Annotated in this window: 18 protein-coding genes; 10 read left to right on the plus strand and 8 right to left on the minus strand. The window is 64.8% G+C overall.

Going from position 1 to position 22,931, the window contains the following annotated elements; genetic code table 11:
• Window positions 1-10: 10 nt before the first annotated feature.
• From ACVWYP_RS16535 to ACVWYP_RS16545, 3 genes are all read left to right on the plus strand, one after another.
• Window positions 11-1,165: an alpha-D-ribose 1-methylphosphonate 5-triphosphate diphosphatase gene (locus ACVWYP_RS16535; RefSeq protein ID WP_304499054.1), complete on the plus strand. Its 1,155-nt coding sequence runs from the start codon at window positions 11-13 to the stop codon at window positions 1,163-1,165.
• Window positions 1,162-1,755 (plus strand): phosphonate metabolism protein/1,5-bisphosphokinase (PRPP-forming) PhnN, encoded by a 594-nt coding sequence (gene phnN / locus ACVWYP_RS16540; RefSeq protein WP_304499055.1) that lies wholly within the window; start codon window positions 1,162-1,164, stop codon window positions 1,753-1,755. Before ACVWYP_RS16535 ends, phnN begins: the two co-directional genes overlap by 4 nt.
• 76 nt (window positions 1,756-1,831) lie before the next feature.
• Window positions 1,832-2,443, plus strand: coding sequence for a pyridoxamine 5'-phosphate oxidase family protein (locus ACVWYP_RS16545; RefSeq protein ID WP_304499056.1), 612 nt, complete (start codon window positions 1,832-1,834; stop codon window positions 2,441-2,443).
• 134 nt (window positions 2,444-2,577) lie between these two features.
• Here ACVWYP_RS16545 and ACVWYP_RS16550 read toward each other — a convergent pair whose 3' ends face one another.
• Complete coding sequence (locus tag ACVWYP_RS16550) at window positions 2,578-4,302, minus strand: SulP family inorganic anion transporter (protein ID WP_304499057.1); 1,725 nt, start codon at window positions 4,300-4,302, stop codon at window positions 2,578-2,580.
• Between the two features lie 53 nt (window positions 4,303-4,355).
• On the minus strand, window positions 4,356-4,955 hold the full coding sequence (locus ACVWYP_RS16555; RefSeq protein ID WP_028339538.1) for a TetR/AcrR family transcriptional regulator: 600 nt from the start codon (window positions 4,953-4,955) through the stop codon (window positions 4,356-4,358).
• A gap of 204 nt (window positions 4,956-5,159) precedes the next feature.
• On the opposite strand from ACVWYP_RS16555, the gene ACVWYP_RS16560 reads away from it, so the two are divergent.
• Window positions 5,160-6,404 carry an efflux RND transporter periplasmic adaptor subunit gene (locus ACVWYP_RS16560; protein WP_028339537.1) on the plus strand — a complete coding sequence of 415 codons (1,245 nt, stop codon included), beginning with the start codon at window positions 5,160-5,162 and terminating at the stop codon, window positions 6,402-6,404.
• 23 nt (window positions 6,405-6,427) lie between these two features.
• Entirely contained in the window at window positions 6,428-9,610 is a 3,183-nt protein-coding gene (locus ACVWYP_RS16565; RefSeq protein WP_028339536.1) for an efflux RND transporter permease subunit, read from the plus strand.
• A gap of 36 nt (window positions 9,611-9,646) precedes the next feature.
• Here the strand turns inward: ACVWYP_RS16565 and ACVWYP_RS16570 are convergent, their stop codons facing one another.
• The 4 genes from ACVWYP_RS16570 to ACVWYP_RS16585 all read right to left on the minus strand — a co-directional run bounded on the left by ACVWYP_RS16570 (window position 9,647) and on the right by ACVWYP_RS16585 (window position 12,503).
• Window positions 9,647-9,865 (minus strand): hypothetical protein, encoded by a 219-nt coding sequence (locus tag ACVWYP_RS16570; RefSeq protein WP_016845043.1) that lies wholly within the window; start codon window positions 9,863-9,865, stop codon window positions 9,647-9,649.
• Window positions 9,866-10,148: 283 nt separating this feature from the next.
• Window positions 10,149-10,949: an SDR family NAD(P)-dependent oxidoreductase gene (locus tag ACVWYP_RS16575; RefSeq protein WP_304499058.1), complete on the minus strand. Its 801-nt coding sequence runs from the start codon at window positions 10,947-10,949 to the stop codon at window positions 10,149-10,151.
• 1 nt (window position 10,950) lies between these two features.
• On the minus strand, window positions 10,951-11,505 hold the full coding sequence (locus ACVWYP_RS16580) for a carboxymuconolactone decarboxylase family protein (protein WP_304499059.1): 555 nt from the start codon (window positions 11,503-11,505) through the stop codon (window positions 10,951-10,953).
• A gap of 47 nt (window positions 11,506-11,552) precedes the next feature.
• The gene (locus ACVWYP_RS16585; protein ID WP_304499060.1) at window positions 11,553-12,503 is read right to left on the minus strand and encodes a hotdog family protein; all 951 of its coding nucleotides are present in this window, start codon (window positions 12,501-12,503) and stop codon (window positions 11,553-11,555) included.
• Between the two features lie 215 nt (window positions 12,504-12,718).
• Between ACVWYP_RS16585 and ACVWYP_RS16590 the strand changes: the two genes are divergently transcribed.
• From ACVWYP_RS16590 to ACVWYP_RS16605, 4 genes are all read left to right on the plus strand, one after another.
• Window positions 12,719-16,192 carry an indolepyruvate ferredoxin oxidoreductase family protein gene (locus ACVWYP_RS16590; RefSeq protein ID WP_369525566.1) on the plus strand — a complete coding sequence of 1,158 codons (3,474 nt, stop codon included), beginning with the start codon at window positions 12,719-12,721 and terminating at the stop codon, window positions 16,190-16,192.
• Window positions 16,193-16,361: 169 nt separating this feature from the next.
• Window positions 16,362-16,793, plus strand: a complete 432-nt coding sequence (locus ACVWYP_RS16595; protein ID WP_304499062.1) for a hypothetical protein — start codon at window positions 16,362-16,364, stop codon at window positions 16,791-16,793.
• Between the two features lie 321 nt (window positions 16,794-17,114).
• Complete coding sequence (locus tag ACVWYP_RS16600; protein WP_304499063.1) at window positions 17,115-18,695, plus strand: alkaline phosphatase D family protein; 1,581 nt, start codon at window positions 17,115-17,117, stop codon at window positions 18,693-18,695.
• A gap of 167 nt (window positions 18,696-18,862) precedes the next feature.
• The gene (locus ACVWYP_RS16605; protein ID WP_304499064.1) at window positions 18,863-19,681 is read left to right on the plus strand and encodes an aldo/keto reductase; all 819 of its coding nucleotides are present in this window, start codon (window positions 18,863-18,865) and stop codon (window positions 19,679-19,681) included.
• Between the two features lie 69 nt (window positions 19,682-19,750).
• Here ACVWYP_RS16605 and ACVWYP_RS16610 read toward each other — a convergent pair whose 3' ends face one another.
• Window positions 19,751-19,981 (minus strand): hypothetical protein, encoded by a 231-nt coding sequence (locus ACVWYP_RS16610; protein ID WP_304499065.1) that lies wholly within the window; start codon window positions 19,979-19,981, stop codon window positions 19,751-19,753.
• Window positions 19,982-20,212: 231 nt separating this feature from the next.
• Here ACVWYP_RS16610 and ACVWYP_RS16615 point away from each other — a divergent pair, with 231 nt between their 5' ends.
• On the plus strand, window positions 20,213-21,493 hold the full coding sequence (locus ACVWYP_RS16615) for an amidohydrolase family protein (protein WP_453946119.1): 1,281 nt from the start codon (window positions 20,213-20,215) through the stop codon (window positions 21,491-21,493).
• Window positions 21,494-21,639: 146 nt separating this feature from the next.
• On the opposite strand, the gene ACVWYP_RS16620 is transcribed toward ACVWYP_RS16615, so the two are convergent.
• Entirely contained in the window at window positions 21,640-22,878 is a 1,239-nt protein-coding gene (locus tag ACVWYP_RS16620; protein WP_304499067.1) for an aminotransferase-like domain-containing protein, read from the minus strand.
• Window positions 22,879-22,931: the final 53 nt, after the last annotated feature.

A 22,931-nucleotide genomic window follows, 5' to 3' on the forward strand; every position in this document is an offset into this window, starting at 1 on the left:
ACCGTTTGAAATGACCGCCAAGCAAGACACCATCATCGGCAACGCCCGGCTGGTCCTCGCCGATCGCGTGATCGAGCAGGGCTGGGTCGCCATATCCGACGGCTGGATCGCGGAGTTCGGCGAGGGCAGGGCGCCCGAGGCCGCCGAGGATGCCGGCGGCGACCTCCTGATGCCCGGGCTGATCGAACTGCACACCGACCATCTCGAGATGCACTATGTGCCGCGGCCGAAGGTGTTCTGGAATCCGGTCGCGGCCGTGATCTCCTATGACGGGCAGCTCGCGACCTCAGGCATCACCACGGTGCTGGATTCGCTGCGGGTCTGGCGCGAGGACGGCGCCGAGGATGTCGACGGCCGCGCCGGCGTGCTGGCGGCGGCGATCGCGGCGGCGCGCGAGGAGAATCTGCTGCGCGCCGATCATTTCCTGCATCTGCGCTGCGAGGTGCCGATGCCTGATGTCGTCGCCGAGGCCAAAGAGCTGATCGACCGGCCGGACGTGCGGCTGATGTCGCTGATGGACCACACGCCCGGCCAGCGCCAGTTCCGCGATGAGGTCAAGCTGCGCGACTACTATCGCGGCAAGGGCGGCGGCATGACCGACGCCCAACTCGACGTGCTGTTCGCGCGCCGCTTCGCCTATCAGAAGGAATATGCTGTTGCGAACACCCGCGCGATCGTCGCGCTGGCGCATGAGTACAGGATCCCGCTGGCGAGCCATGACGACACCACGGATGAAAACGTGGTCGACGCCGTCAACGACAAGGTCGCGGTGGCGGAGTTCCCGACCACGATGGAAGCTGCGCGGGGCTTGCACGCCGCCGGCATCGACATCCTGATGGGCGCGCCGAATGTGGTGCGCGGCGGCTCGCACTCCGGCAATATCGCGGCCGTCGATCTCGCCAATGAGGGCATGCTCGATATCCTGTCGTCGGACTACATTCCGTCAAGCCTGCTGATGGCGGCGCTGCAATTGCCGAGGCATGTGCCGGCGATCGATCTCGCCTCCGCCGTGCGCACCGTGACCAAGACACCGGCCGAAGCGGTCGGGCTCAACGACCGCGGCGAGATTGCGGTCGGCCGGCGTGCCGACCTGATCCGCGTGCACGTCGCGCGCGACCTGCCTGTCGTGCGCAGCGTCTGGCGCGAAGGGGGGAGGGTCGCATGACCGATGCATCCGTCGTCGCCGATCGGCGCGCCGGAATCGGTCCCGGCCGGCTGATCCTGGTGGTCGGCCCGAGCGGTGCCGGCAAGGATACGCTGCTGGGATTCGCCAAGGCGGCCTGTGGCGATGATCGCGATGTCGTGTTTGCCCGCCGGCTGATCACCCGCCAGGCCTCGGCGTCGGAGGACAATGAGGAGGTCAGCGCGGAAACCTTCCAGCGCGCGGTTGCCGCCGGTGACTACGCCATGCACTGGGAAGCGCACGGCCATAGCTATGCGCTGTCGCGGTCGATCAACGACGATATCGCTGCAGGACGCACCGTGATCGCGAACGTCTCGCGCACCGTGATCGCGGCGGCGCGCCGCAACTATGCCAATGCTGTCGTGGTGCTCGTCACGGCGCCGCCGGATGTGCTGGCCGCGCGGCTCGCGATGCGGGCGCGCAGCAGCGACGGCCTTCTCGAGCAGCGGCTGGCCCGCACCGTCGACGAGAGCACGTCGACGCCCGATTTCACCATCGTCAATTCCGGCACCGCCGACTATCATGCGCGACAGCTTGTCCGCATTATCAAGGGCGAACGCTGGGACGAATAGAGCGTTTTCGAGCGAAGTGGATACCGGTTCGCGTGAAGAAAACGCGTCGAAAAGGAAGCAGAGGAGAACGGCACGAATGTCGGTGATCGAAACGGTCGAGCAACTTGAGGCGATCTACGGCTTCCCGAACGACGCGTCGACCGTGAAGGTCGCCGATCACGTGACGCCGCTCTATCGTGTGCTCATCGAGAAGTCGCCGTTCGTGTCGCTTGCGACCGCAGGCCCCGAAGGGCTCGATTGCTCGCCGCGCGGCGACCTGCCGGGCTTCGTGCGCATCCATGATGCGAAGACGCTGATGATGCCGGATCGCCGCGGCAACAATCGCTGCGATTCGCTGCGCAACATCGTTCGCGATCCCCGCATCGGCTTGCTGTTCCTGATTCCGGGTTCGGGCAGCACGCTGCGCGTCAACGGCCGCGCCCATGTCACGGCGGAGCCGGAGCTGCTCGCCTCCTTCATGATGGAAGGCAGGGCGCCGCGCACGGTGATCGTGATGACCGTGGATGAAATCTACTTCCAGTGCGCCCGCGCGATCGTGCGCTCCGATCTCTGGAATCCGGACAAGCGGGTCGATCCGAAGGCGTTGCCGACGCCGGGCCAGATCCTCGCCGAGATGAGCGAGCACACGGTCGGCGGCGAAAAATACGATCGCGAATGGCCGGAGCGCGCGCGGCAGACGATGTGGTGATCCGCGCGGACGGCCGGGAAGCATGATCCGGAAAAGTGCGAAGCGGTTTTCCCTACGACAAACGCAAAGCGTTTGCGCGGAGATCATGCTCAACAAAAGCGCTATAGCGCGCTGACGATTGAACCCATCGCGCTTTAGGCCTCGGCCCGGTCTTCCCAGTCCTCCCAGGTCACGTCAGCATTGATCTCGAGGTAGCGCGCAACGGCGACGCCGATGGTCGGGAAGAAGTTGTTCTCGCCGAGTTGCGCCAGCAGGCCGAATTTCTTCAGCTTGTCCTTGACGGGATCCTTGAGCTCGGCAAAGCACAGCTCGATCTTCTGTGCGTGCAACGCCTCGTCGAGCTCGGCGAGAATGTCGCCGGCGGTCACGTCCACGCTGGTGACCGGCTCGGCCGTGACCACCAGCCAGCGCACCGGCGTCGGAGATTTCGCCACCGCATCCAGCGCACGTTCCTTGAAGAACTCGGCATTGGCAAAGAACAGCGGTGCATCCCACCGGAACAGCACCAGCCCGGGGATCTGGCGCGCATCCGGGTATCGCGTGATGTCGTGATAGCCCTTCACGCCGGAGGCGCGGCCCAGCACCGCGGAATGCGGCCGCCAGCCGTCCCACAAGAACTCGACGATGGCGAGCACGATGGCGAGGCCGATTCCGGGAATCACGCCCAGCACGGCCACGCCGACAAAGCAGACCATCGATAGCCAGAACTCCCACTGCTGAATGCGGTAGATTCGCCTGAGGTCGCCGACCTCAAACAGGCCGAGCGCGGCGGCGATGACGACGGCGGCCAACGCCGCGTTGGGTAAGTGCTGGAGCAGGCTCGGCGCTATCAGCAGCAGAAAGGCGATGGCAAGCGCGCCGATGACGCTGGTCAATTGAGTGCGCGCTCCGGCAGCTTCCGCAACAGGCGTGCGCGATCCGCTGCTGCTGATCGGAAAACCCTGAAAAAAGCCGGCCGCCAGATTGGCCGCGCCGAGCCCCACCATCTCCTGGTTGGGATCAACACGATCGCCCAATCGTCCCGCATAGGCGCGCGAAAGCACGCTGGTGTCGGCGAACGACACCAGCGCGACGGCGCTGCCGCCGATCAGCACCTGCACGATGTCGCCATAGCCGATCCGGGGAATGGCAAATCCCGGCAGGCCCTGGGGAAGCGAACCCAGGACTGTCACGCCGAAGCGTGCCCCGAGATCGAAAACGCCGGTGATGACCGTCGCCGCGACGACGGCAATCAGAATGCCCGGCAGCCGCTTGTTCCGGGCGAGTAGCAGGATCACCGCCAGCGTCGCAAGGCCGATCCCGAGGGTCGCCCAATGCGTCTTTCCGTCGACGATTGCTCCGATGACCGCCCAGAGGCTGCGCAGAGGTCCATCGCCTTCAATGGAAAAGCCGAACAGCTTTGGCAGCTGACTGATCAGCACGGTCAGGGCTATTCCGTTCATGTAGCCGTAGCGGATCGGCTTGGAGAGAAGCTCGGTCAGGAATCCCAACCGCGCGATGCCCGCCACGATGCATATCGTTCCGGAGACGACGGCCATCATGGCGGCCAAGGTTGCCGCGCGCAGGGGATCGCCGCCCGACAGCGGAACCACGACGCCGAGGATGATGGCGGCAAGCGCCGAGTCCGGTCCAAGGACAAGGATGCGGCTCGGCCCGAACAGCGCGTACACGAGCAGCGGAACGATCGTCGCATAGAGCCCGTAGATGCCGGGCAGGCCGGATGCTTCCGCATAGGCGATGCCGACCGGGACCAGCATGGTCGCGAGCACCAGCCCGGCGACGATGTCGTGTGGGAGCCACGCCGCTTGATATCGACGCAGCGTGTCGAGACCCGGCAGCCAGCCGGTCCAATGATTCATCCCCGGTCACTCCCAACTTCGTTGGGGCTCGCAGGCGCTTGACGTGAACCGCTCTACCCCTTCGCCTGCTCATCAAACGCCTTCAGCGACACCGCTGCAATCTCGCGCAGCGCGTTGCGGTCGGCGCCCGAGGAGGCCATCACGCACATGCCTGATGTCACCGCGGAGAGATAGCGGGCAAGGGTGGCCGGATCGGCGCTTTCACCCAGGTCGCGTTCGGCTTTTGCGCGGACGAAACGTTCGTGCAACTGGTCCTCGGTTCGGGTGCGGCGAGCTGCCAGTTCAAATGGAACATTCTCCGAGCCGGTGCCGCAGGCAAGGCCGCCCTGCACCAGCAGGCAGCCCGGCGGGTTGGCGGGATCGGTCTGGGCGTCCGCGTGCTCCATCAGAAATCGTTCGGCTACCTCTCGGGCGGTGGCGGCGCCCAAAACCTTTTCCATCCAGGCGTCGCGCTTCTCGGTGTAACGGTCGAGCGCGGCCTTCAGCAGGCCCTCCTTGCTGCCGAAGGCGGCATAGAGACTCGGGGGATTGATGTTCATCGCCTCGGTGAGCTGGGCGATCGTCGCGCCCTCGTAACCGTGGCGCCAGAACACATCCATGGCCTGGTCCAAAGCGGCGTCCGCGTCGAAAGCGCGGGGGCGTCCCATTCCCATATTTCGTTGCTCCGTAAGCCGGGTGCCGTTTCTATGACGGATTGTCCCTGGCTTATCCTCTTGTTGCACGTGATGTTTTTCCGCGACTTCCCATTTCCCCATGAATGAGATAAGAAATTCATAGTGCTCGATACATAAGTATCTTGCGAACCGGCGTCCAGCTCCACATCTGTAGCGAACACTACAGATATCTGGAGCGCGTGAATGCCCTCGTCAACCCAAAATCCCCGTTCCGGCCGCTTCCGACGTGTCGTCGGCGGTATCGTGATCCTTGGCGCCGTCGCGGTGGCCGGTTCGATCGCGACCGGCCACTATTTTCATGCCGCACAGGCGACCGCGACTGCCGCGGCTCCCGAGCCGGCGGTCCCGGTCACCGTTGCCGTGATCCAGCCGCGGCCGACCACCTTGTTCGATGACTTTTCGGGCCGGCTCGAAGCCGTCGATCGTGTCCAGCTCCGGCCGCGGGTGGCCGGTGCGATCCTTTCGACCAACTTCACCGAGGGCGCGCTGGTGAAGTCCGGCGATATTCTGTTCAAGATCGACCCTGCGCCCTACGCCGCCGAGGTCGATCGCGCCCAGGCGCAGCTCGAGGCCGCCAAGGCCCGCGTCGTGTTCACCACGAGCGAAGTCGAGCGCGGCGCGCAGCTGGTTGGCAACAACATCGTGACCAAGCGCGATTTCGACCAGCGCGACAACGCCAATCGCGAGGCAGTCGCCAACGTCAAGGCCGCCGAGGCCGCGCTCCAGACGGCCAAACTCAATCTCGACTACACCGAGGTGCGGGCACCGGTCGACGGCCGGGTCGGCAGGATCGAGGTCACCGTCGGCAATCTCGTCGCGGCAGGTACGTCTTCGCCGGTCCTGACCTCGCTGGTCTCGGTCAATCCGATCTATGCGAGCTTCGATGCCGACGAGGAAGTCGTGCTGCGCGCGCTGAACTCGATCGCGGACGCCTCCGGCAAGCGCGGCAATCTCGACCAGATTCCGGTCGACATGGTGACGTCGGGCGGCCTCGGCGCCAAGGGGCACATCCAGCTGATCGACAACCAGGTCAACGGGCAGAGCGGCACCATCCGCGTCCGCGCCGTGTTCAAGAACGATGACGGCCGGCTGATCCCGGGGCAATTCGCCCGCGTGCGCATGGGCCAGCCCAAGCAGCAGACGCTGGTGCTGATCGACGAGCGCGCCGTCGGCACCGACCAGGACAAGAAGTTCGTCATGCTGGTCGGCGACGACAGCCGCGCGGTCTATCGCTCCGTCACGCTTGGCGGCGCGGTCGATGGCCTGCGGATTGTGACCGCCGGCCTTAAATCCGGCGACCGCATCGTCGTCAACGGCCTGCAGCGCGTGCGTCCGGGTGCGCTTCTGAAGATGGAAGTCGCCGAAATGGGCGCACGCGACATGCAGCAGGCATCCACTGAAACCAACCAGCACGTCGTGCAGCGCTAGGCGCTGCGCGCGGGGGCGGAGCCATGAATCTCTCAAAATTCTTCATCGACCGGCCGATCTTCGCCGGCGTGCTTTCGATCCTGATCTTCCTGGCCGGCCTGATTTCGCTGCTGGCGATGCCGATCTCGGAATATCCTGACGTGGTGCCGCCGTCGGTCGTGGTGCGAGCGACCTATCCCGGCGCCAATCCGAAGGTGATCGCCGAGACCGTCGCGACCCCGATCGAGGAGCAGATCAACGGCGTCGAAGGCATGCTCTATATGTCGAGCCAGGCGACCACCGACGGCGCGATGACGCTGACGGTGACGTTCCGGCTCGGCACCGACCCCGACAAGGCGACGCAGCTGGTGCAGAACCGCGTGCAGCAGGCCGAGCCGCGCCTGCCGGCCGTGGTGCGCCAGCTCGGCATCATCACCAAGAAGAGCTCGCCCGACCTCACCATGGTCGTGCATTTGCTGTCGCCGAACAACCGCTATGACATGACGTATCTGCGCAACTACGCGGTGCTCAACGTCAAGGACCGGCTGGCGCGGATCGACGGCGTCGGCGACGTCCAGCTCTATGGCGCCGGCGACTATTCGATGCGGGTCTGGGTCGACCCGCAGAAAGCCGCCGAGCATAGCCTGACCGCGAGCGATGTGGTGCGCGCGATCCAGGCCCAGAACGTCGAGGCCGCCGCCGGCGTGGTCGGCTCCTCGCCCAGCGTCAAGGGCATCGACCTCCAGCTCTCCGTCAACGCCGAGGGACGGCTGTCGACCGAGGAGCAGTTCGGCGACATCGTGGTGAAGACCGGTTCGGCCGGCGAGGTGGTGCGGCTGCGCGACGTCGCGCGGGTCGAGCTCGGCGCCTCCGAATACGGCCTGCGCTCGCTGCTCGACAACAAGCAGGCGGTCGCGATCCCGATCTTCCAGGCGCCCGGTTCGAACGCGCTGGAGATCTCCGACCATGTTCGCGCGACGATGGCCGAGATCAAGAAGAACATGCCGGAAGGCGTGTCGTACCAGATCGTCTACGATCCGACGCAATTCGTGCGCTCGTCGATCGAGGCCGTCATCCACACGCTGCTCGAGGCGGTCGCGCTCGTCGTGCTGGTCGTGATCCTGTTCCTGCAGACCTGGCGCGCCTCGATCATTCCATTGATCGCGGTCCCGGTGTCGATCGTCGGCACCTTCGCGGTGATGCATGTGTTCGGCTTCTCGATCAACGCACTCAGCCTGTTCGGCCTGGTGCTGGCGATCGGCATCGTGGTCGACGACGCCATCGTCGTGGTCGAGAACGTCGAGCGCAACATCGAGTCCGGCCTGTCGCCGCGCGACGCTACCAACCAGGCGATGCGCGAAGTGTCCGGCCCGATCATCGCGATCGCGCTGGTCTTGATCGCGGTGTTCGTGCCGCTCGCCTTCATCTCCGGCCTCACCGGACAGTTCTACAAGCAGTTCGCGCTGACCATCGCGATCTCGACCGTGATATCAGCGATCAATTCGCTGACGCTGTCGCCGGCGCTGTCGGCGCTGCTCTTGAAGGGGCATCACGAGCCGAAGGACTGGTTGACCCGGGTCATGGAAAGGTCGCTCGGCTGGTTCTTCCGTGGCTTCAACAAGGTCTTTACGAAATCCTCCGAGAACTACGGCCGCACCGTCACCAAGGTGATCTACGGCAAGGCCGTGGTGATCGGCCTCTATGTGCTGCTGATCGGCCTCACCGGCGTGCTGTTCAAGCAGGTGCCTGGTGGATTCGTGCCGGGCCAGGACAAGCAGTATCTGGTCGGCTTTGCCCGGCTGCCCGACGGCGCGACGCTTGACCGCACCGAGGAAGTGATCCGCAAGATGAGCGACATCGCGCTGACCCAGCCCGGCGTCGAAAGCTCAGTGGCGTTCCCCGGCCTGTCGATCTCCGGCTTCACCAACTCCTCCAACGCCGGCATCGTGTTCTCGACCTTGAAGCCGTTCGACGAGCGCAAGGATCCCTCGCTCAGCGGTCCGGCGATCGCGGCGGCGCTGAACAAGAAATATGCCGGCATCCAGGACGCCTTCATCGCCATGTTCCCGCCGCCGCCGGTCAACGGTCTCGGCACCATCGGCGGCTTCAAGCTGCAGATCGAGGACCGCGCCGGCCTCGGCTATGAGGCGCTGAACGACGCGACCAAGGCATTCATGGCGGCGATGCAGAAGGCGCCGGAGATCGCCGGCGTGTTCTCGAGCTTCCAGGTCAACGTGCCGCAGCTGTTCGCCGACATCGACCGTACCAAGGCGTTGCAGCTCGGCGTGCCGGTCACGGAAGTCTTCAACACGCTGCAGATCTATCTCGGCTCCTACTATGTCAACGACTTCAATAAATTCGGCCGCACCTATTCGGTCTATGTGCAGGCCGACGCGCCGTTCCGCGCGCGTGCCGACGACATCAGGCAGCTCAAGGTGCGCTCGTCGTCGGGTGACATGGTGCCGCTGTCGGCGCTGCTGAAGGTCCGCCAGAGCGCAGGTCCGGAGCGTGCGATCCGCTACAACGGCTTCCTGTCGTCGGACATCAACGCCGCCGCCGCGCCGGGTTATTCCTCCGGCCAGGCGCAGGAGGCGGCGACGCGGATCGCGGCCGAAGTGCTGCCGCCCGGATTCGCTTTCGAATGGACCGATCTGACCTATCAGGAGTTCATCGCCGGCAATTCCGGAATCTGGGTGTTTCCGCTGGCGATCCTCTTGGTGTTCCTGGTGCTCGCCGCGCTCTATGAAAGCCTGGCGCTGCCGCTCTCGATCATCATGATCGTGCCGATGGGGCTGTTGGCCGCGATGTTCGGGGTCTGGCTGTCGAAGGGCGACAACAACGTCTTCACCCAGATCGGCCTGATCGTGCTGGTCGGATTGTCGGCCAAGAACGCCATCCTGATCGTCGAATTCGCGCGCGAGCTCGAATTCGCCGGGCGGTCACCGATCCGTGCCGCGATCGAGGCGAGCCGGCTGCGGTTGCGGCCGATCCTGATGACCTCGATGGCGTTCATCATGGGCGTGCTGCCGCTGGTGCTGTCGACCGGCGCGGGCTCGGAGATGCGGCGCGCAATGGGCGTCGCGGTGTTCTCCGGCATGATCGGCGTCACGGTGTTCGGCCTGTTTTTGACGCCGGTGTTCTATGTGCTGCTGCGCAGCCTCACCGGGATGAAGCCGCTGACGCAGCACGGCGAGACGACCATCCCCGGAAAAGCACACGCGGCATGATGCCGCGTGTGTAAGCTCGATGTCAGCTTCGAAGGATCAGGCTGCGATATCGAGCAGCAGCAGTGACGAACCGCGGACCAGCACCTTGCGGCCCGCGGGCGTCAGCTCAAACGAGTCTCCTCGCACCGCAACATAGCCGAGCGTGACCAGGCTTTCGACGGCAAACCGGTTCAGCCGTGAAGGGTTTGCTGCGGGGGCCCGCAGCGCTTTCAGCGCATCCCACTGATCGGGTCTGAGTTCGAATTCTTCGCTCATCGGTCCAGGCACTCCAGGAGTTCTTGGCGTGCGAGATACAGAGCGCAGATGAATTTCGTGCGACCACAACGAGTCAGGATTTCGATTTATGTGGACGCGTCGTCACATCGCCGTGTCATTGGAATACTTCAATTTTTTCGAATCATTGCGGCGCATTGACGCGTGATGTCGTCACAGTGATTAACCGGCATCGTCACATAGGTTAATCGTCTCGATTAGCCGGGGTTAATCGCTTCGATTAACCGGGTTAATCACCTGGATTAATCCGGGTTAGTCGTCGCGGTTAACCGCGACGCACACTTGCGCCGCCATCGACCGGCAACGTCACACCTGTGATGAAATTGGCCTCATCGGAGGCAAGAAACAGCGCGGCATTGGCGACGTCCCAGCCGGTGCCCATCTTGTGACGCAGCGGCACCTTGCTGTCGCGCTCAGCCTCGATCTCGGCGCGGCTCTTCTTGAATTCGCGAGCCCGCGTGTCGACCGCCATCGGTGTGTTCATCAATCCCGGCAGGATCACGTTTGCGCGAATGCCATATTGCGCATTCTGGTAGGCGAGCTGTTCGGTGAAGGCGATCATCGCCGACTTGGTCGCCTTGTAGGCGACGTAGGGATAGGTCGTGATCGCGGCCATCGACGAAATGTTGATGATCGAGCCGCGCTGCTGCGCGCGCATGATCGGGATCACATGCTTGGCGGCGAGGATGCAGCTCTTCAGATTGATCGCCACGCAGCGGTCGAACGCCTCCTCTGATATATCGAGCAGTTCGGCATCGCCGCCGGAGAGGCTGACGCCGACATTGTTGTGCAGGATGTCGACACTGCCCCAGCGGCCATGTGCGTCAGCCACCATCGCCTTGATGTCGGCATTTTTGGTGACGTCGGCCTTGAAGGCGACTGAGGTCCCGCCCTTGGCCGCGATCAGGTCGACCGTCTCCTGCGCCGAAGCCAGATTGTAATCGACGCACAGCACCTTGGCGCCTTCGCGGGCGAAGGTCAGCGCGGTGGCGCGGCCGTTGCCGATGCCCTCGCCGGGGCTCTGGCCGGCGCCAACGACGATGGCGACGCGATCTTGCAGGCGCATCTCACTTCACTCCCTGTAGCGGGTACTGCTGCAGTACCTCCTTGTAGTGCGGTTCGTTGTCGATCTGCATGGTGGCGAGCACCCGCACCACGGCGCAGTAGAACGCGATCGTCAGCACAAGGTCAGTCATGCGCTCGTCGGAGAGATGTTGCTTGATCTCGGCGAAGGTCGCGTTCGACATCGCGAGCTCGCGCACCATCTCGCGGGCGCCCTTGAGGATCGCCTTTGCCAGCGGCTCGAGCTTCGACGGCTTGCCACTGGTCTCCGCGATCAAGCCCTGGATGTCCTCGTCGGTGACGCCGAACTCCTTGCCGATCTTCACGTGGTGGGTGAACTCGTATTCCGACTGCTCGAGCCAGCCGACCTGCAGGATCGCGAGTTCGCGTAAGCGCGGATCGAGCTTGCTCTTGAAGCGGATATAGCCGCCGACGCCGTTGAAGGCGCGCGCCATGTCCGGCGAGTTCACCAGGAGCTTGTGCAGATTGGTGTTGCGCTTGAGCATGTCGCGATATTCGGGGGCGACCTGATCGGCTTCGAGATAGGGCAGGCGGGCCATTGTTGTTGTCCTTTTTTCGGCGGCTTGCGGAGGAGGCGGCTGTTGTTTCAGCCGTAGAGGGCTTTGTGCTCGCTTTCGTAGTTGGCGTAGGAGTCCTTCATGCTGGCGCCGTTGAGCAGCATGGTCGCAACCACGGCGTTGTCGGCATCGAACACGGTCGAGCGCACCCACATGCTCTCGGTGCGCTTGCTGCCCGAGAGCGCCACGACCTCGCGCTCGACCCAATAGGTCTCGCCGGGGAATAGCGGCCCGCGCAAAAGACGGATCTCCTGGTCGGCGAACAGCCCGACCGCGGGGCCGCGGACCGGCAGCCGGTCCTCGCGCGCGCGGTACTGGAACAGCACGCTCAGCATCTCCATCGGGATGATGGCGCGGCCCCAGGGATTGTGCTCCAGCGAATAATAGTCCGAAGGTTCGGTGATCACCTTGAGCTTGTCGGCCAGCGAGAACGGATAGAGATCGCCCATGTTCTGGTCGAAATCCATCTTGATCGCCTGCCGCGGCGTCTTCATGCCGACCTTGATGTCGGCGAGGATGACGGGATCGGTCAGCGGCTTCAATTCGCCGAGCCGGCGGCTCAGCGCCGTCTCGCTACCGTCGCCGTCGATCGAGGCGGTGCCGCGCAGGATCTCGGTGCCGTCGCGCTTGATCATCCCGATCGTGCAAACGGTCTGGCCCGGCTTCGGTTTCTCGATCTGGGCCTGCACCTCTTCGCCTTCGAACACCGGGTTGCGGTAATGCGCCGAGAGGCATCCGGTCATGAACCAGGCGCGGCCCCAGATCCGCTCGCACAGCGGCGCGAACTGGCTGAAATGGGTCGGTCCCTCGATCGTGCCGCCGCGGAAGCCGAGCTTCTGCGCGGTTGCATCGTCGTGAATCGAGGCGTGGGAATCATAGGTCTGGGCCTGCAGCATCTGCTTCGGGCTGCGCCAGGGACCCACCAGCAGATCGCCGTTCTCCACGATTTCCGTCGTGAACGCGGATTCGACTGTAATCATCCTTGGTCTCCCTTTGCGCGCCACCGTTTCAAAGATGCCGGGGTTCGGCAAGCCTCGCGGAGCAACAAGGCCTCGCATGCGCAACATGAGATATGTGCTGCGGCCATGGAACGGGGCTGTTCCTGCATAACAAAATCAGTGCATGCTGATGCATGATCATTTCCGAAGATAATCAGACCGGTTCGGACCGGCGTGGCTGACTGACGGGGAAACTGATGGCGTTGATGGAAGTTGGACTGGACGACAAGTACCGGTTGGATACGAAACGAATCTTCCTCTCCGGTACCCAGGCGCTGGTCCGATTGCCCATGTTGCAGCGCGAACGCGACCGTGCGCACGGGCTGAACACCGCCGGTTTCATCTCCGGTTACCGCGGCTCGCCGCTCGGCATGTACGACCACGCGCTGTGGCGTGCGAAATCCTTCCTGAAGGAGCACGACATCGCCTTCGTTCCGGGCCTCAACGAGGATCTGGCGGCGACCGCGGTGTGGGGCAGCCAGCAGGTCGGCATGTTCCCCGGCGCCAAGGTCGATGGCGTGTTCGGCATCTGGTACGGCAAGGGTCCCGGCGTCGATCGTTCGCTCGATGCGCTCAAGCACGCCAATTCCGCCGGCACCTCGCCGAACGGCGGCGTGATCGCGCTCGCCGGCGACGACCATGGCTGCCAATCCTCCACCCTGGCGCATCAGAGCGAGCAGGTGTTCGCCTCGGCGCTGATGCCGGTGGTCAATCCGGCGACGTTGCAGGATTATCTCGACCTCGGCATCCTCGGCTTCGCGCTGTCGCGCTATTCCGGCTGCTGGGTCGGCTTCAAGGCGATCTCCGAGACGGTGGAGAGCTCGGCCTCGATCGTCAGCGACCCCGATCGTATCAAGATCATCACGCCGGACGATTTCGAGATGCCGCCGGACGGGCTCTCGATCCGCTGGCCGGACCCACCGCTGGAGGCGGAGCGCCGGCTGCACGGGCCCAAGATGGAGGCGGTCGCGGCCTTCGCCCGCATCAACCGCTTCGACCGCATCGTGCTGGATTCCAAGCCGGCACGGCTCGGCATCATGGCGACCGGCAAGGCCTATCTCGATCTGCGCCAGGCGCTCGCCGATCTCGGCATCACCGATGCCGATGCGCAGGCGCTCGGCCTGCGCATCTACAAGGTGGCGCTGACCTGGCCGCTCGAAGCGCGCGGCGCGCGCGCCTTCGCCGAGGGCCTGCAGGATGTGCTTGTCGTCGAGGAGAAGCGCGGCTTCATCGAGGACCAGCTGGTCCGCATCCTCTACAACATGGACGCCGCAAAGCGTCCCTCGGTGGTCGGCAAGCGCGACGAGAGCGGCGCTCCCTTGCTGCCAAGCGAAGGCGAGCTGACGCCGACCATGGTCGCCGCCGCCGTGGTGGCGCGGCTGCGCCGGCTTGGTCACCGCAGCCCGCTGCTGGAGCAGCGTTTGGCAAAACTCGAGGCGTTCGATCGCCCGGCCGAGGGCACGGGCACCGCGAAGCTGCAGCGCACGCCGTATTTCTGCTCGGGCTGCCCGCACAACTCGTCGACCAAGATTCCCGAGGGCAGCCGCGCCATGGCCGGCATCGGCTGTCACGGCATGGCGCTGTCGGTGCCGAACCGCAACACCCAGACCATCTCGCATATGGGCGCGGAGGGCGTGAGCTGGATCGGGCAGGCGCCGTTCACCAGCGAACAGCATGTGTTCCAGAATCTCGGCGACGGCACCTACACCCATTCCGGCTTGCTGGCGCTGCGCGCGGCGGCCGCGGCCGGCGTCAACATCACCTACAAGATCCTCTACAACGATGCGGTGGCGATGACCGGCGGCCAGCCGGCCGAGGGCGGCTTCACGGTGTCGCAGATCGCGCACCAGGTCGCCGCCGAGGGCACCAGGAAGCTTGCGATCGTCTCCGACGATCCCGACAAATATCCCGCCAATTATTTCCCGTCGGGTGCTACCATCCATCATCGCCGCGAGCTCGATGCCGTGCAGCGCACCCTGCGCGAGATCGAGGGCCTCACCGTCCTGATCTACGACCAGACCTGCGCCGCCGAGAAGCGCCGCCGCCGTAAGCGCGGGCTGTTCCCCGATCCGGCCAAGCGCGTCTTCATCAACGAGCGCGTCTGCGAAGGTTGCGGCGATTGCTCGGTGGCGTCGAACTGCGTCTCGGTGCAGCCGCTGGAGACTGAGCTCGGCCGCAAACGCCGCATCGACCAGTCGAACTGCAACAAGGATTTCTCCTGCATCGACGGCTTCTGCCCGAGCTTCGTGATGGTGCAGGATCCCAAGCTGCGCAAGGCCGACCGCACCGCCGCCGATCCCAAGGCGTTGTTCGCCGATTTGCCGACGCCGCCTGTGGCCACGTTGAGCAATCCCTACAACATCCTGATCACCGGCATCGGCGGCACCGGCGTCATCACCATCGGCGCGCTGCTCGGCATGGCCGCGCATGTCGAAGGTCTCGCCTGCTCGACGCTCGACTTCACCGGCCTGTCGCAGAAGAACGGCGCTGTCATGAGCCACGTCCGGCTTGCGCCCGCCTCCGACATGCTGACCACGGTGCGCATCGCGCCCGGCAACGCCAACCTGATCCTCGGCTGCGACCTCGTCGTCGCCACCAGCGTGCCGGCGCTGAGCCGCGCCGAGCGCGGCGTCACCCGCGCTGTCGTCAACGCGGATCTCTTGCCGACCGCAAGCTTCGTGATCGATCCCGATATCGACTTCGGAGCCAGCTCGATGCGCGATGCGCTGAACGGCGCGGTGACACCTGGCGATCTCGACATCCTCGATGCCACCGGGCTTGCCACCGCGCTGATGGGCGACAGCATCGCCACCAACGCCTTCATGCTCGGCTTTGCCTTTCAGCGCGGCGCGATCCCGCTGTCGCTGGAAGCGATCCTGAAGGCGATCGAGCTCAACGGCGCCGCCATCGAGATGAACAAGACCGCGTTCTCGTGGGGCCGGCTCGCCGCGCATGACCTGCAGCGCGTGGTCAGCGCCGCGCGTTTCAAGAGCGCCGGCGCCGCGCCGGCCGAGAAGACGCTCGATGAGGCGATCGCCTTCCGCGCCAAATTCCTCACCGACTATCAGGACGCGGCCTACGCCAAGCGCTATCTCGACGACGTCGCGCGCGTCCGCACCGCCGAGGCGGCGGCCGCGCCGGGCTCGCAGGACCTGACCGAGGCCTTCGCAAAGGGCCTGTTCAAGCTGATGGCCTACAAGGACGAATACGAGGTCGCGCGGCTCTATTCCGACGGCGAGTTCAGCAAGGCCCTAAGGGAACAGTTCCAAGGCAATTCCGGTCTGAAGGTCTTGCTGGCGCCGCCGCTGCTGGCCCAGCGCGATTCCGTCACCGGGCGGCTGCAGAAGCGTGAATTCGGTGCGTGGATTTTCACCGCGTTCGGCATGCTGGCGAAGCTGAAGGGTCTGCGCGGCACCGCCTTCGACATTTTCGGCTACACCGCGGAGCGCAAGATGGAGCGCGCATTGCCAGTCGAGTATTCGGCGATGATCCTGCGTCACCTCGACGGCAGGAAGCCGCTCGACTTGCCGCGGCTCGTGGCGCTGGCAAAGGCTGCGGATCTCGTGCGCGGCTATGGCCACATCAAGGAAGGCAACGTCGCCCGCTACCGCACCGAATGCGCGCGGCTGGAGCGCGCGATCGGCCAGCCGTTGGCGCAGGCGGCCGAATAGGGCAGAGCGTTATTCCATCGGAACGGAAAGGGCTCCAGGTGGCGGCTGGGGAACTTTCCACCGCCGCCCTGGTTGACCGGTAACCCTGCCGCAAGCCGTGGCTGGATTCGCGCGGCCGGGGCCCCTACATGATGGCTGTTCTGTTCGAGTGATTTCAGGAGGCCGTTTGATGGTCCTGAAAAACGCTTTTGTTGCAATCGTCTGCACCGCGTGCCTGACTTGGGGTGGCGTGGCGTTTGCCGACGAGTACGGCCCCAGCGAGTTCTTCAGCCTCGATCTCTCCAAGGCGGTGCTGTCGCCGAAGCGGCTTGGCCCGCCGGCGCAGTTCGAGCCGGTTCCGGTCGAGGCGAAGGCCGACCACGGTCCCGATCAGCATGCGAATGTCGAGCCGCAGGTCGAGGAGACGAAAGTCGCGCCGAAGAAAGCCGTGCGGACCACCAGGGTAACCGCGCCGCGTGAGCGGAAGCGCGCGGCCGCGCACGTTCCCGCCCGCGCCAAGCTCGCGCGCCGCCACTCGAACCCGCTCGATGCGGAGGCCCGCGACACACGGATCCAGACCTGGCCGTGCCGCACCGGCGGCATCTGCAACTGGCATCGGTGAGGCGGCTCGCTGCGCGTCTGCTTTCCCACTCGCGTGTCAATTCTTAACCCGTCATCCTGAGGTGCGAGCGAAGCGAGCCTCGAAGGATGAATCGGCCACAGGCGGGGCCATGCATCCTTCGAGACGGCCGCTTTGCGGCCTCCTCAGGATGACGGGTTTGGCGTTTGTGTGCTCGACGCCCTGACCCCACCGTTCCGATCTCCATCTCCCCGCCGAGTCATCCCGCCGTCGCAAAACCGTCGACGGAGAGTCAAGAAACCGTAAGGCCGGAGTCAAGGAGCGCAGGCAAAACCTTCGTTGCGATTCGACGAAGGTTATTCGATGCCGACAGCGAACTCCGCGAGGCGGCGAGGCCTCACCCGGCGTCAGCTTCTGGTGCGCTCGGCGTCGACCGCGGCGCTGGCGGGATTCGGCGCGCTGGCAAGACCGTATCTGAGCCGCGCCGCGGATCGGCCCGCGATCGCGGGCATCCAGTCCGGCGACGTCGCAAGCGATTCCGCTGTCATCTGGGCCCGCGCCGATCGCGCGGCGCGGATGCGCATCGAATGCGCGGCGGTCGAAAGCTTCGCCACCATCCTGCGCGCCGCGTCCGCTGACGCGCTGCCCGAGCGCGACTTCACCGCAAAGCTGTTGCTCGACGGCCTGCCGCCGGGCCAGGACCTGTTCTATCGCGTCAGCTTCGAAGACCGCGACGGCACATCAGGCGAAAGCCGCATCGGGCATTTCCGCACCGCGCCGGTCGACCGCCGCTCGGTCTCCTTCGTCTGGTCGGGCGACGTCGTCGGGCAGGGCTGGGGCATCGACCCCGCGCGCGGCGGCTTGCGCAGCTACCGCACCATGCTGGACGAGCGGGCGGACTTCTTCATCCATTCCGGCGATCACATCTATGCCGATTGCACGGTGCCGTCGGAGCAGAAACTCCCCAACGGTGAGGTCTGGCGCAACATCGTCACCGAGGAGAAATCCGCCGTCGCGCAGAGCCTCGATCAGTTTCGCGGCAACTACAGATACAACTGGCTCGACGAGAATTTCCGCGCCTTCCACGCCGAGGTGCCGATGTACGCGCAGTGGGACGACCACGAGGTGGCCGACGACTGGTCGCCGCTCGGCACCGCCGATGCGACCGGTTACGACGCGGACGGCAGCACGCGCCTGGTGGCGCGGGCACGCCGCGCCTTCCACGAATTCATGCCGATGCGGCTGATGCCGGAGCGCGATGGCCGCGTCTACCGCAAGATTCCCTACGGGCCGCTGCTCGACGTCTTCATCATCGACATGCGCTCGTACCGCGATTCCAGCTGGAACAAGCAGGGCGATCCGGAGCAGGCCTGCATCCTCGGCCAGAGTCAGCTCGCCTGGCTGAAGCGGGAGTTGGTGGCGTCGGATGCTGTGTGGAAGGTGATCGCGGCGGACCTGCCGATCGGCCTCGTCAGCCTGGATGCGGTCGCGCTCGGCGACGGCCCGCCCGCGCGGCGCGAGCACGAGATCGCCGATCTGTTGTCCTTCATGAAGCGCGCCGGGGTTCGCAACACGGTGTGGCTCACCGCCGACATGCACTACACCGCCGCGCATCACTATGATCCAAACCGCGCGGTGTTCCAGGAGTTCGAGCCGTTCTGGGAGTTCGTCTCCGGTCCGCTGCACGCCGGCACCTGGTCGCCCGGCGAGCTCGACAACACCTTCGGCCCGAAGGCGATGTACCAGAAGGGCTGCTCGGCCGAGCAGGGCGACAATCTCGCGCCGTGCTTCGGCCTGCAATTCTTCGGCCGCGTCGACATCGACGGCAAGACCGGGGTGATGACGGTGACGCTGAAGGACGTCGACAACCACGATCTCTGGTCGGTCGATATCGAGCCGCGGCCGGACGCGCGGCCCGGCCAGATCATGGCGCAGCACATCTAGCGCCATCTCTGATCCCGTCGCGACATCTTGATTGCCGGCGTCTTGCCCGAAGGGCCGGTTTGCGGGCAGACTGCATGTCGGCAGTCCTGCCAATTTCATTCCCACGAAACGATTTGCTGGCGTGACGTCGTCGATGGCATCGGCGTCCCACGCGTCAGGAGCTATCCATGGAAAATCTGCAGACACAGGGCATCAGCCTGCCGCAGCTCGGGCTCGGCACCTTCCGCATGCAGGGCGACGCCTGCCGCGCGGCGGTCGAGAGCGCGCTCGGGCTCGGTTATCGGCATATCGACACCGCCGAGATGTACGGCAATGAAGAGGCGATCGGGGCGGCGATCGCGACATCGAATGTCGCACGCGAGGACCTGCACGTGACCACCAAGGTCTGGCACGAGAACCTGGCGCCGGATGCGATCCGGACAGCGTTCGACGCCAGCCTGAAGAAGCTGCGGCTCGATCACGTCGATCTCTATCTGGTGCACTGGCCGTCGCGGAGCATGAAGCTGCCTGCCGTCTTCGAGACGTTGATGAAGCTGAAGGAGGAAGGCCGCACCCGCGCGATCGGCGTCGCCAATTTCACCACCGCGCTGCTCAAGACCGTGGTCGAGGACATCAAGGCGCCGATCGCCTGCAACCAGATCGAATATCACGCGATGCTGGACCAGACGCCGGTGCGCAAATATCTCGCCGCGAAATCGATCCCGCTGGTGGCCTATTGTCCGCTCGCCCAGGGCCGCTTCGCCACCGACGAGACGCTGGCGAAAATCGGCAGCAAGCATGATGCGACCGCAGCACAGGTGGCGCTGAAATGGCTGCTCGATCAGGATGGCGTGGCGGCTATTCCGAAAGCCTCGCGCGCCGAAAGCCAAAAGACCAATCTTGACGCACTGAAGGTCAAGCTCGACGACGAGGACCGCAAAGCGATTGCGGCGCTGCGCAAGGACATGCGCTGCGTCGATCCGGGGTTTGCGCCGGCGTGGGATTGAGGCCGCAGGCCCTGCGGAATCACAAAAGAAAATGGCTCCGTGAGGAGCCATTTTCCGTTGTGTCGGTCTTTAGTAGCGATGACGTTTGATGATCACCGTCCGGTCGTGGTCGTGATGCCAGCCGTGGTGCCAGCCGCGATGCCAACCACGATCATGGCGCATTTCGGCGCGTGCGCCCCAGCCGCGGTCCCAGTGATGATGACCGCCATTCCTGATCACGACCGTCTCGGCGCTCGCGATCGACGGAACGGCCACCGCAAGCGCACCAACCGCCGCGAGAACAAAGCCAATCTTTTTCATCTCATCCTCCTCAAATAAGTGAAGAGAAAACCGTGCGGATATTGAAACGTTCCTCAGGAACCAGAGGAGTTTTCTGAACGCTTGTTCAGCAACTGCCTCGAACGCTGCTGCCGTCGCGTGTCAGTACGCACAACCGATGAGCGAGCGCACGGGCGGCTTTCCCGGCCTTGCCTAACCGCTGCGTCCGACGCATCATCGCGCCATAAAATCAATGTTCGGGGGGACGTTGCTGTGAGCGAATTTTCACGCCGGGATTTTTTGAAAGTGACGGGGTCGGCCGCTGCCGCAGCCATCGCCGGGCCGGCCGCTGCGGCGATGGGGCCGGACGACAAGTTCGACCTCGTGATCAAGAACGGCGATGTCATCGATCCCAGCCAATCGCTGCGCGGCAAGCACGACATCGGCATCCGCTGGGGCATCATCGAAGCGATCGAAGACGAGATCCCGGCTGCTCGCGCCGGCAAGACCATCGACGCGTCGGGGAAGCTCGTGATGCCGGGCCTGGTCGATCTGCACTGCCACGTCTACCCCTATGGATCGGCGATCGGCATTCCCGCCGACGAGCTGGTGCAATTCCAGGGCACCACGACGGTGGTCTCGGCGGGCGACGCCGGCGTCAACAATCTCGCGGCGCTGCGGCGCTTCATCGTCGCGCAATCGCGGGCGCGGATCTACGCCTTCGTCCATATCGCCAACAACGGCCTGTCGGCATTCCCGGTGGCCGAGCTCTACAACATCGACAACGCCCAGGTCGATGCCTGCGCGATGGCGCTGGCCGAGAACGCCGACTTCCTGATCGGGGTCAAGGTGCGGATGTCGGAAAACGTCATCTTCAAGCATGGCCTCGAGCCGCTGAAGCGCGGCATCCAGGCCTGCGAGATGTGCGGCTGGCCGGCGCGGATGATGGTGCATATCGGTGGCGTCGAGACCAGGGAGCTGATGTCCGACATTCTCAATCTGCTGCGGCCCGGCGATATCCTGACCCATGCCTATTCCGGCGCGCCGAACATGTCGGGCGCTTTCACCAATATCGTGCAGGAGGGCAAGCTGTTGCCGGCGGCGCTCGCGGCCAAGCAGCGCGGCGTGCTGTTCGATGTCGGCCATGGCGGCGGCAGCTTCGATTTCACGGTGGCCGAAGTCGCGATCCCCGCCGGTTGCACCCCCGATACGATCTCCTCCGACATCCACGTCTTCTCGGGCAACTCGCCCGGCATCCCGTTCCTGCCGAACGTGATGAGCAAGTTCCTGGCGATGGGCTCGTCGCTGGATCAGGTGGTGGCGATGGCGACCTCGGTGCCGGCGCGGATCATCAACCGCACCCCGAAGATCGGCACGCTGCAACGTGGCGCGCCCGGCGACGTCGCGATCATGGATCTCGTCGAAGGCCCGGTCTCCTTCGTCGACACCCGCAACAACAAGCGCGACGGCAATCTGCTGCTGAAGCCGGTGCAGACCGTGGTCAACGGCGTGCCGTTCGGCCGGCCCTATCAGGCGCCATTTTCGGTGAGGTGAGGGCAGGTGGAAACATGGATTGCTTCGTCGCTTCAGCGCAAAATTGCTTTGCAATTTTGTCGCGAGCTCCTCGCAATGACGTCGAGACGGGTTACCCCGTCATTGCGAGCAAAGCGAAGCAATCCATCTTCCGGCGAGCGAAACAGCTAGCCGCGCTTCTCCACATTGCTGCTGCGCGCCGGCACGCCGAACTCCTTGCGGCATACCTCCGCCAGCACGGCAACGCCCTCGCGGATCTGCTCGTGCGAGGGGCTGGCGAAGCAGAGGCGGAGCCGGCTGCCGGAATGGGCCTTGCTGGTCGACCATTCCGGTCCCGGATTGATCGAGACGCCGGCGGCAAGCGCCGCCTGATAAAGCTTCAGCGTGTCGACATTGTCGGGCAGCTTGACCCAGAGGAAGATGCCGCCCTTGGGCGCCTCGAACTCGGCCGCGGTGCCGAACTGCTCGTTCAGCGCCTCCATCAGCGTGTCGAGCTTGGCGCGCAGGCCCTTGGTCAGGCGCGGCACGTGGGTCGAAAAATGCGGCGCGCAATATTCCGCGAGCACCATCTGCTCCAGCGCGCCGGAGCCGGCGTCGGTCTTCAGCGGCAGCATTCGCGACATGATCTCCCAGGGCGCGACGATGAAGCCGACCCGCAGCGCAGGCGCGATCGATTTGGAGAACGAGCCGATATGAATCACGCCGCCATGCTTGCTCATGGCATAGATCGCCGGCGGCCGTTCGCCGCTCCAGATCAAATCGGCATAGCAATCGTCCTCGAAGATCGGCACGCCGTATTCCCTTGACAGCTTCAGCATCTCGGCGCGGCGGCTCTCGGGAAGGATCGAGCCGGTCGGGTTCTGCACCGTCGGGATGGTGTAGATGTATTTCGGTGTGATGCCGCGCCGCTTGTGATCGGCGAGCGCCGCGGCGAGCGCATCGATCCTTATGCCATCGCCATCGAGGGGAATGCCGACCGCATTGACGCCGAGCCGTGTCAGCCGGTTCAGCGAACCCTGATAGGTTTCCTGCTCGATCAGCACGGTATCGCCCTTGGCGAGCAATGTGTGATTGACCAGGTCGAGCGCCTGCAGCGAGCCGGAGACGATCATGATCTCGTCCGCCGTGCAGGCGATCCCGGCGTCGCGCTTCAGCTTCTCGGTCAGGAAATGGCGCAGCGGCAGATAGCCCTGCGGCCCGTGCGCGAGATTGTAGGTCGCGAGATTCCTGCCCTCGCGCTTCAACACGGCGTTGACCGCCTCCAGCAGCCCGTCGACCGGGACCTGGTCGGGATCGTTGTTGCCGCCGACGAAGCTGTATTTGGCGAGCCCGGTCCAGCGTGCGGCCGGCGCAGGCAGGCCGGCCGGGAGCAGCGGTGCAAAGTCGAACTGGGCTGAGGTGGACATGGATGTTTCGCTCCGTGTTGTTATCGTTGAGAAGGCCGCGGCAAGCGGCCTTC

This window comes from Bradyrhizobium sp. USDA 3262, assembly GCF_054060035.1.

What these genes read in the sequence shown, in the direction of transcription:
- ACVWYP_RS16535 (WP_304499054.1), top strand. Translation starts at nt 11, where the DNA reads ATGACCGCCAAGCAAGACACCATCATCGGCAACGCCCGGCTGGTCCTC.
- phnN (WP_304499055.1), top strand. Translation starts at nt 1,162, where the DNA reads ATGACCGATGCATCCGTCGTCGCCGATCGGCGCGCCGGAATCGGTCCC.
- ACVWYP_RS16545 (WP_304499056.1), top strand. Translation starts at nt 1,832, where the DNA reads ATGTCGGTGATCGAAACGGTCGAGCAACTTGAGGCGATCTACGGCTTC.
- ACVWYP_RS16550 (WP_304499057.1), bottom strand. Translation starts at nt 4,302, where the DNA reads ATGAATCATTGGACCGGCTGGCTGCCGGGTCTCGACACGCTGCGTCGA.
- ACVWYP_RS16555 (WP_028339538.1), bottom strand. Translation starts at nt 4,955, where the DNA reads ATGGGAATGGGACGCCCCCGCGCTTTCGACGCGGACGCCGCTTTGGAC.
- ACVWYP_RS16560 (WP_028339537.1), top strand. Translation starts at nt 5,160, where the DNA reads ATGCCCTCGTCAACCCAAAATCCCCGTTCCGGCCGCTTCCGACGTGTC.
- ACVWYP_RS16565 (WP_028339536.1), top strand. Translation starts at nt 6,428, where the DNA reads ATGAATCTCTCAAAATTCTTCATCGACCGGCCGATCTTCGCCGGCGTG.
- ACVWYP_RS16570 (WP_016845043.1), bottom strand. Translation starts at nt 9,865, where the DNA reads ATGAGCGAAGAATTCGAACTCAGACCCGATCAGTGGGATGCGCTGAAA.
- ACVWYP_RS16575 (WP_304499058.1), bottom strand. Translation starts at nt 10,949, where the DNA reads ATGCGCCTGCAAGATCGCGTCGCCATCGTCGTTGGCGCCGGCCAGAGC.
- ACVWYP_RS16580 (WP_304499059.1), bottom strand. Translation starts at nt 11,505, where the DNA reads ATGGCCCGCCTGCCCTATCTCGAAGCCGATCAGGTCGCCCCCGAATAT.
- ACVWYP_RS16585 (WP_304499060.1), bottom strand. Translation starts at nt 12,503, where the DNA reads ATGATTACAGTCGAATCCGCGTTCACGACGGAAATCGTGGAGAACGGC.
- ACVWYP_RS16590 (WP_369525566.1), top strand. Translation starts at nt 12,719, where the DNA reads ATGGCGTTGATGGAAGTTGGACTGGACGACAAGTACCGGTTGGATACG.
- ACVWYP_RS16595 (WP_304499062.1), top strand. Translation starts at nt 16,362, where the DNA reads ATGGTCCTGAAAAACGCTTTTGTTGCAATCGTCTGCACCGCGTGCCTG.
- ACVWYP_RS16600 (WP_304499063.1), top strand. Translation starts at nt 17,115, where the DNA reads ATGCCGACAGCGAACTCCGCGAGGCGGCGAGGCCTCACCCGGCGTCAG.
- ACVWYP_RS16605 (WP_304499064.1), top strand. Translation starts at nt 18,863, where the DNA reads ATGGAAAATCTGCAGACACAGGGCATCAGCCTGCCGCAGCTCGGGCTC.
- ACVWYP_RS16610 (WP_304499065.1), bottom strand. Translation starts at nt 19,981, where the DNA reads ATGAAAAAGATTGGCTTTGTTCTCGCGGCGGTTGGTGCGCTTGCGGTG.
- ACVWYP_RS16620 (WP_304499067.1), bottom strand. Translation starts at nt 22,878, where the DNA reads ATGTCCACCTCAGCCCAGTTCGACTTTGCACCGCTGCTCCCGGCCGGC.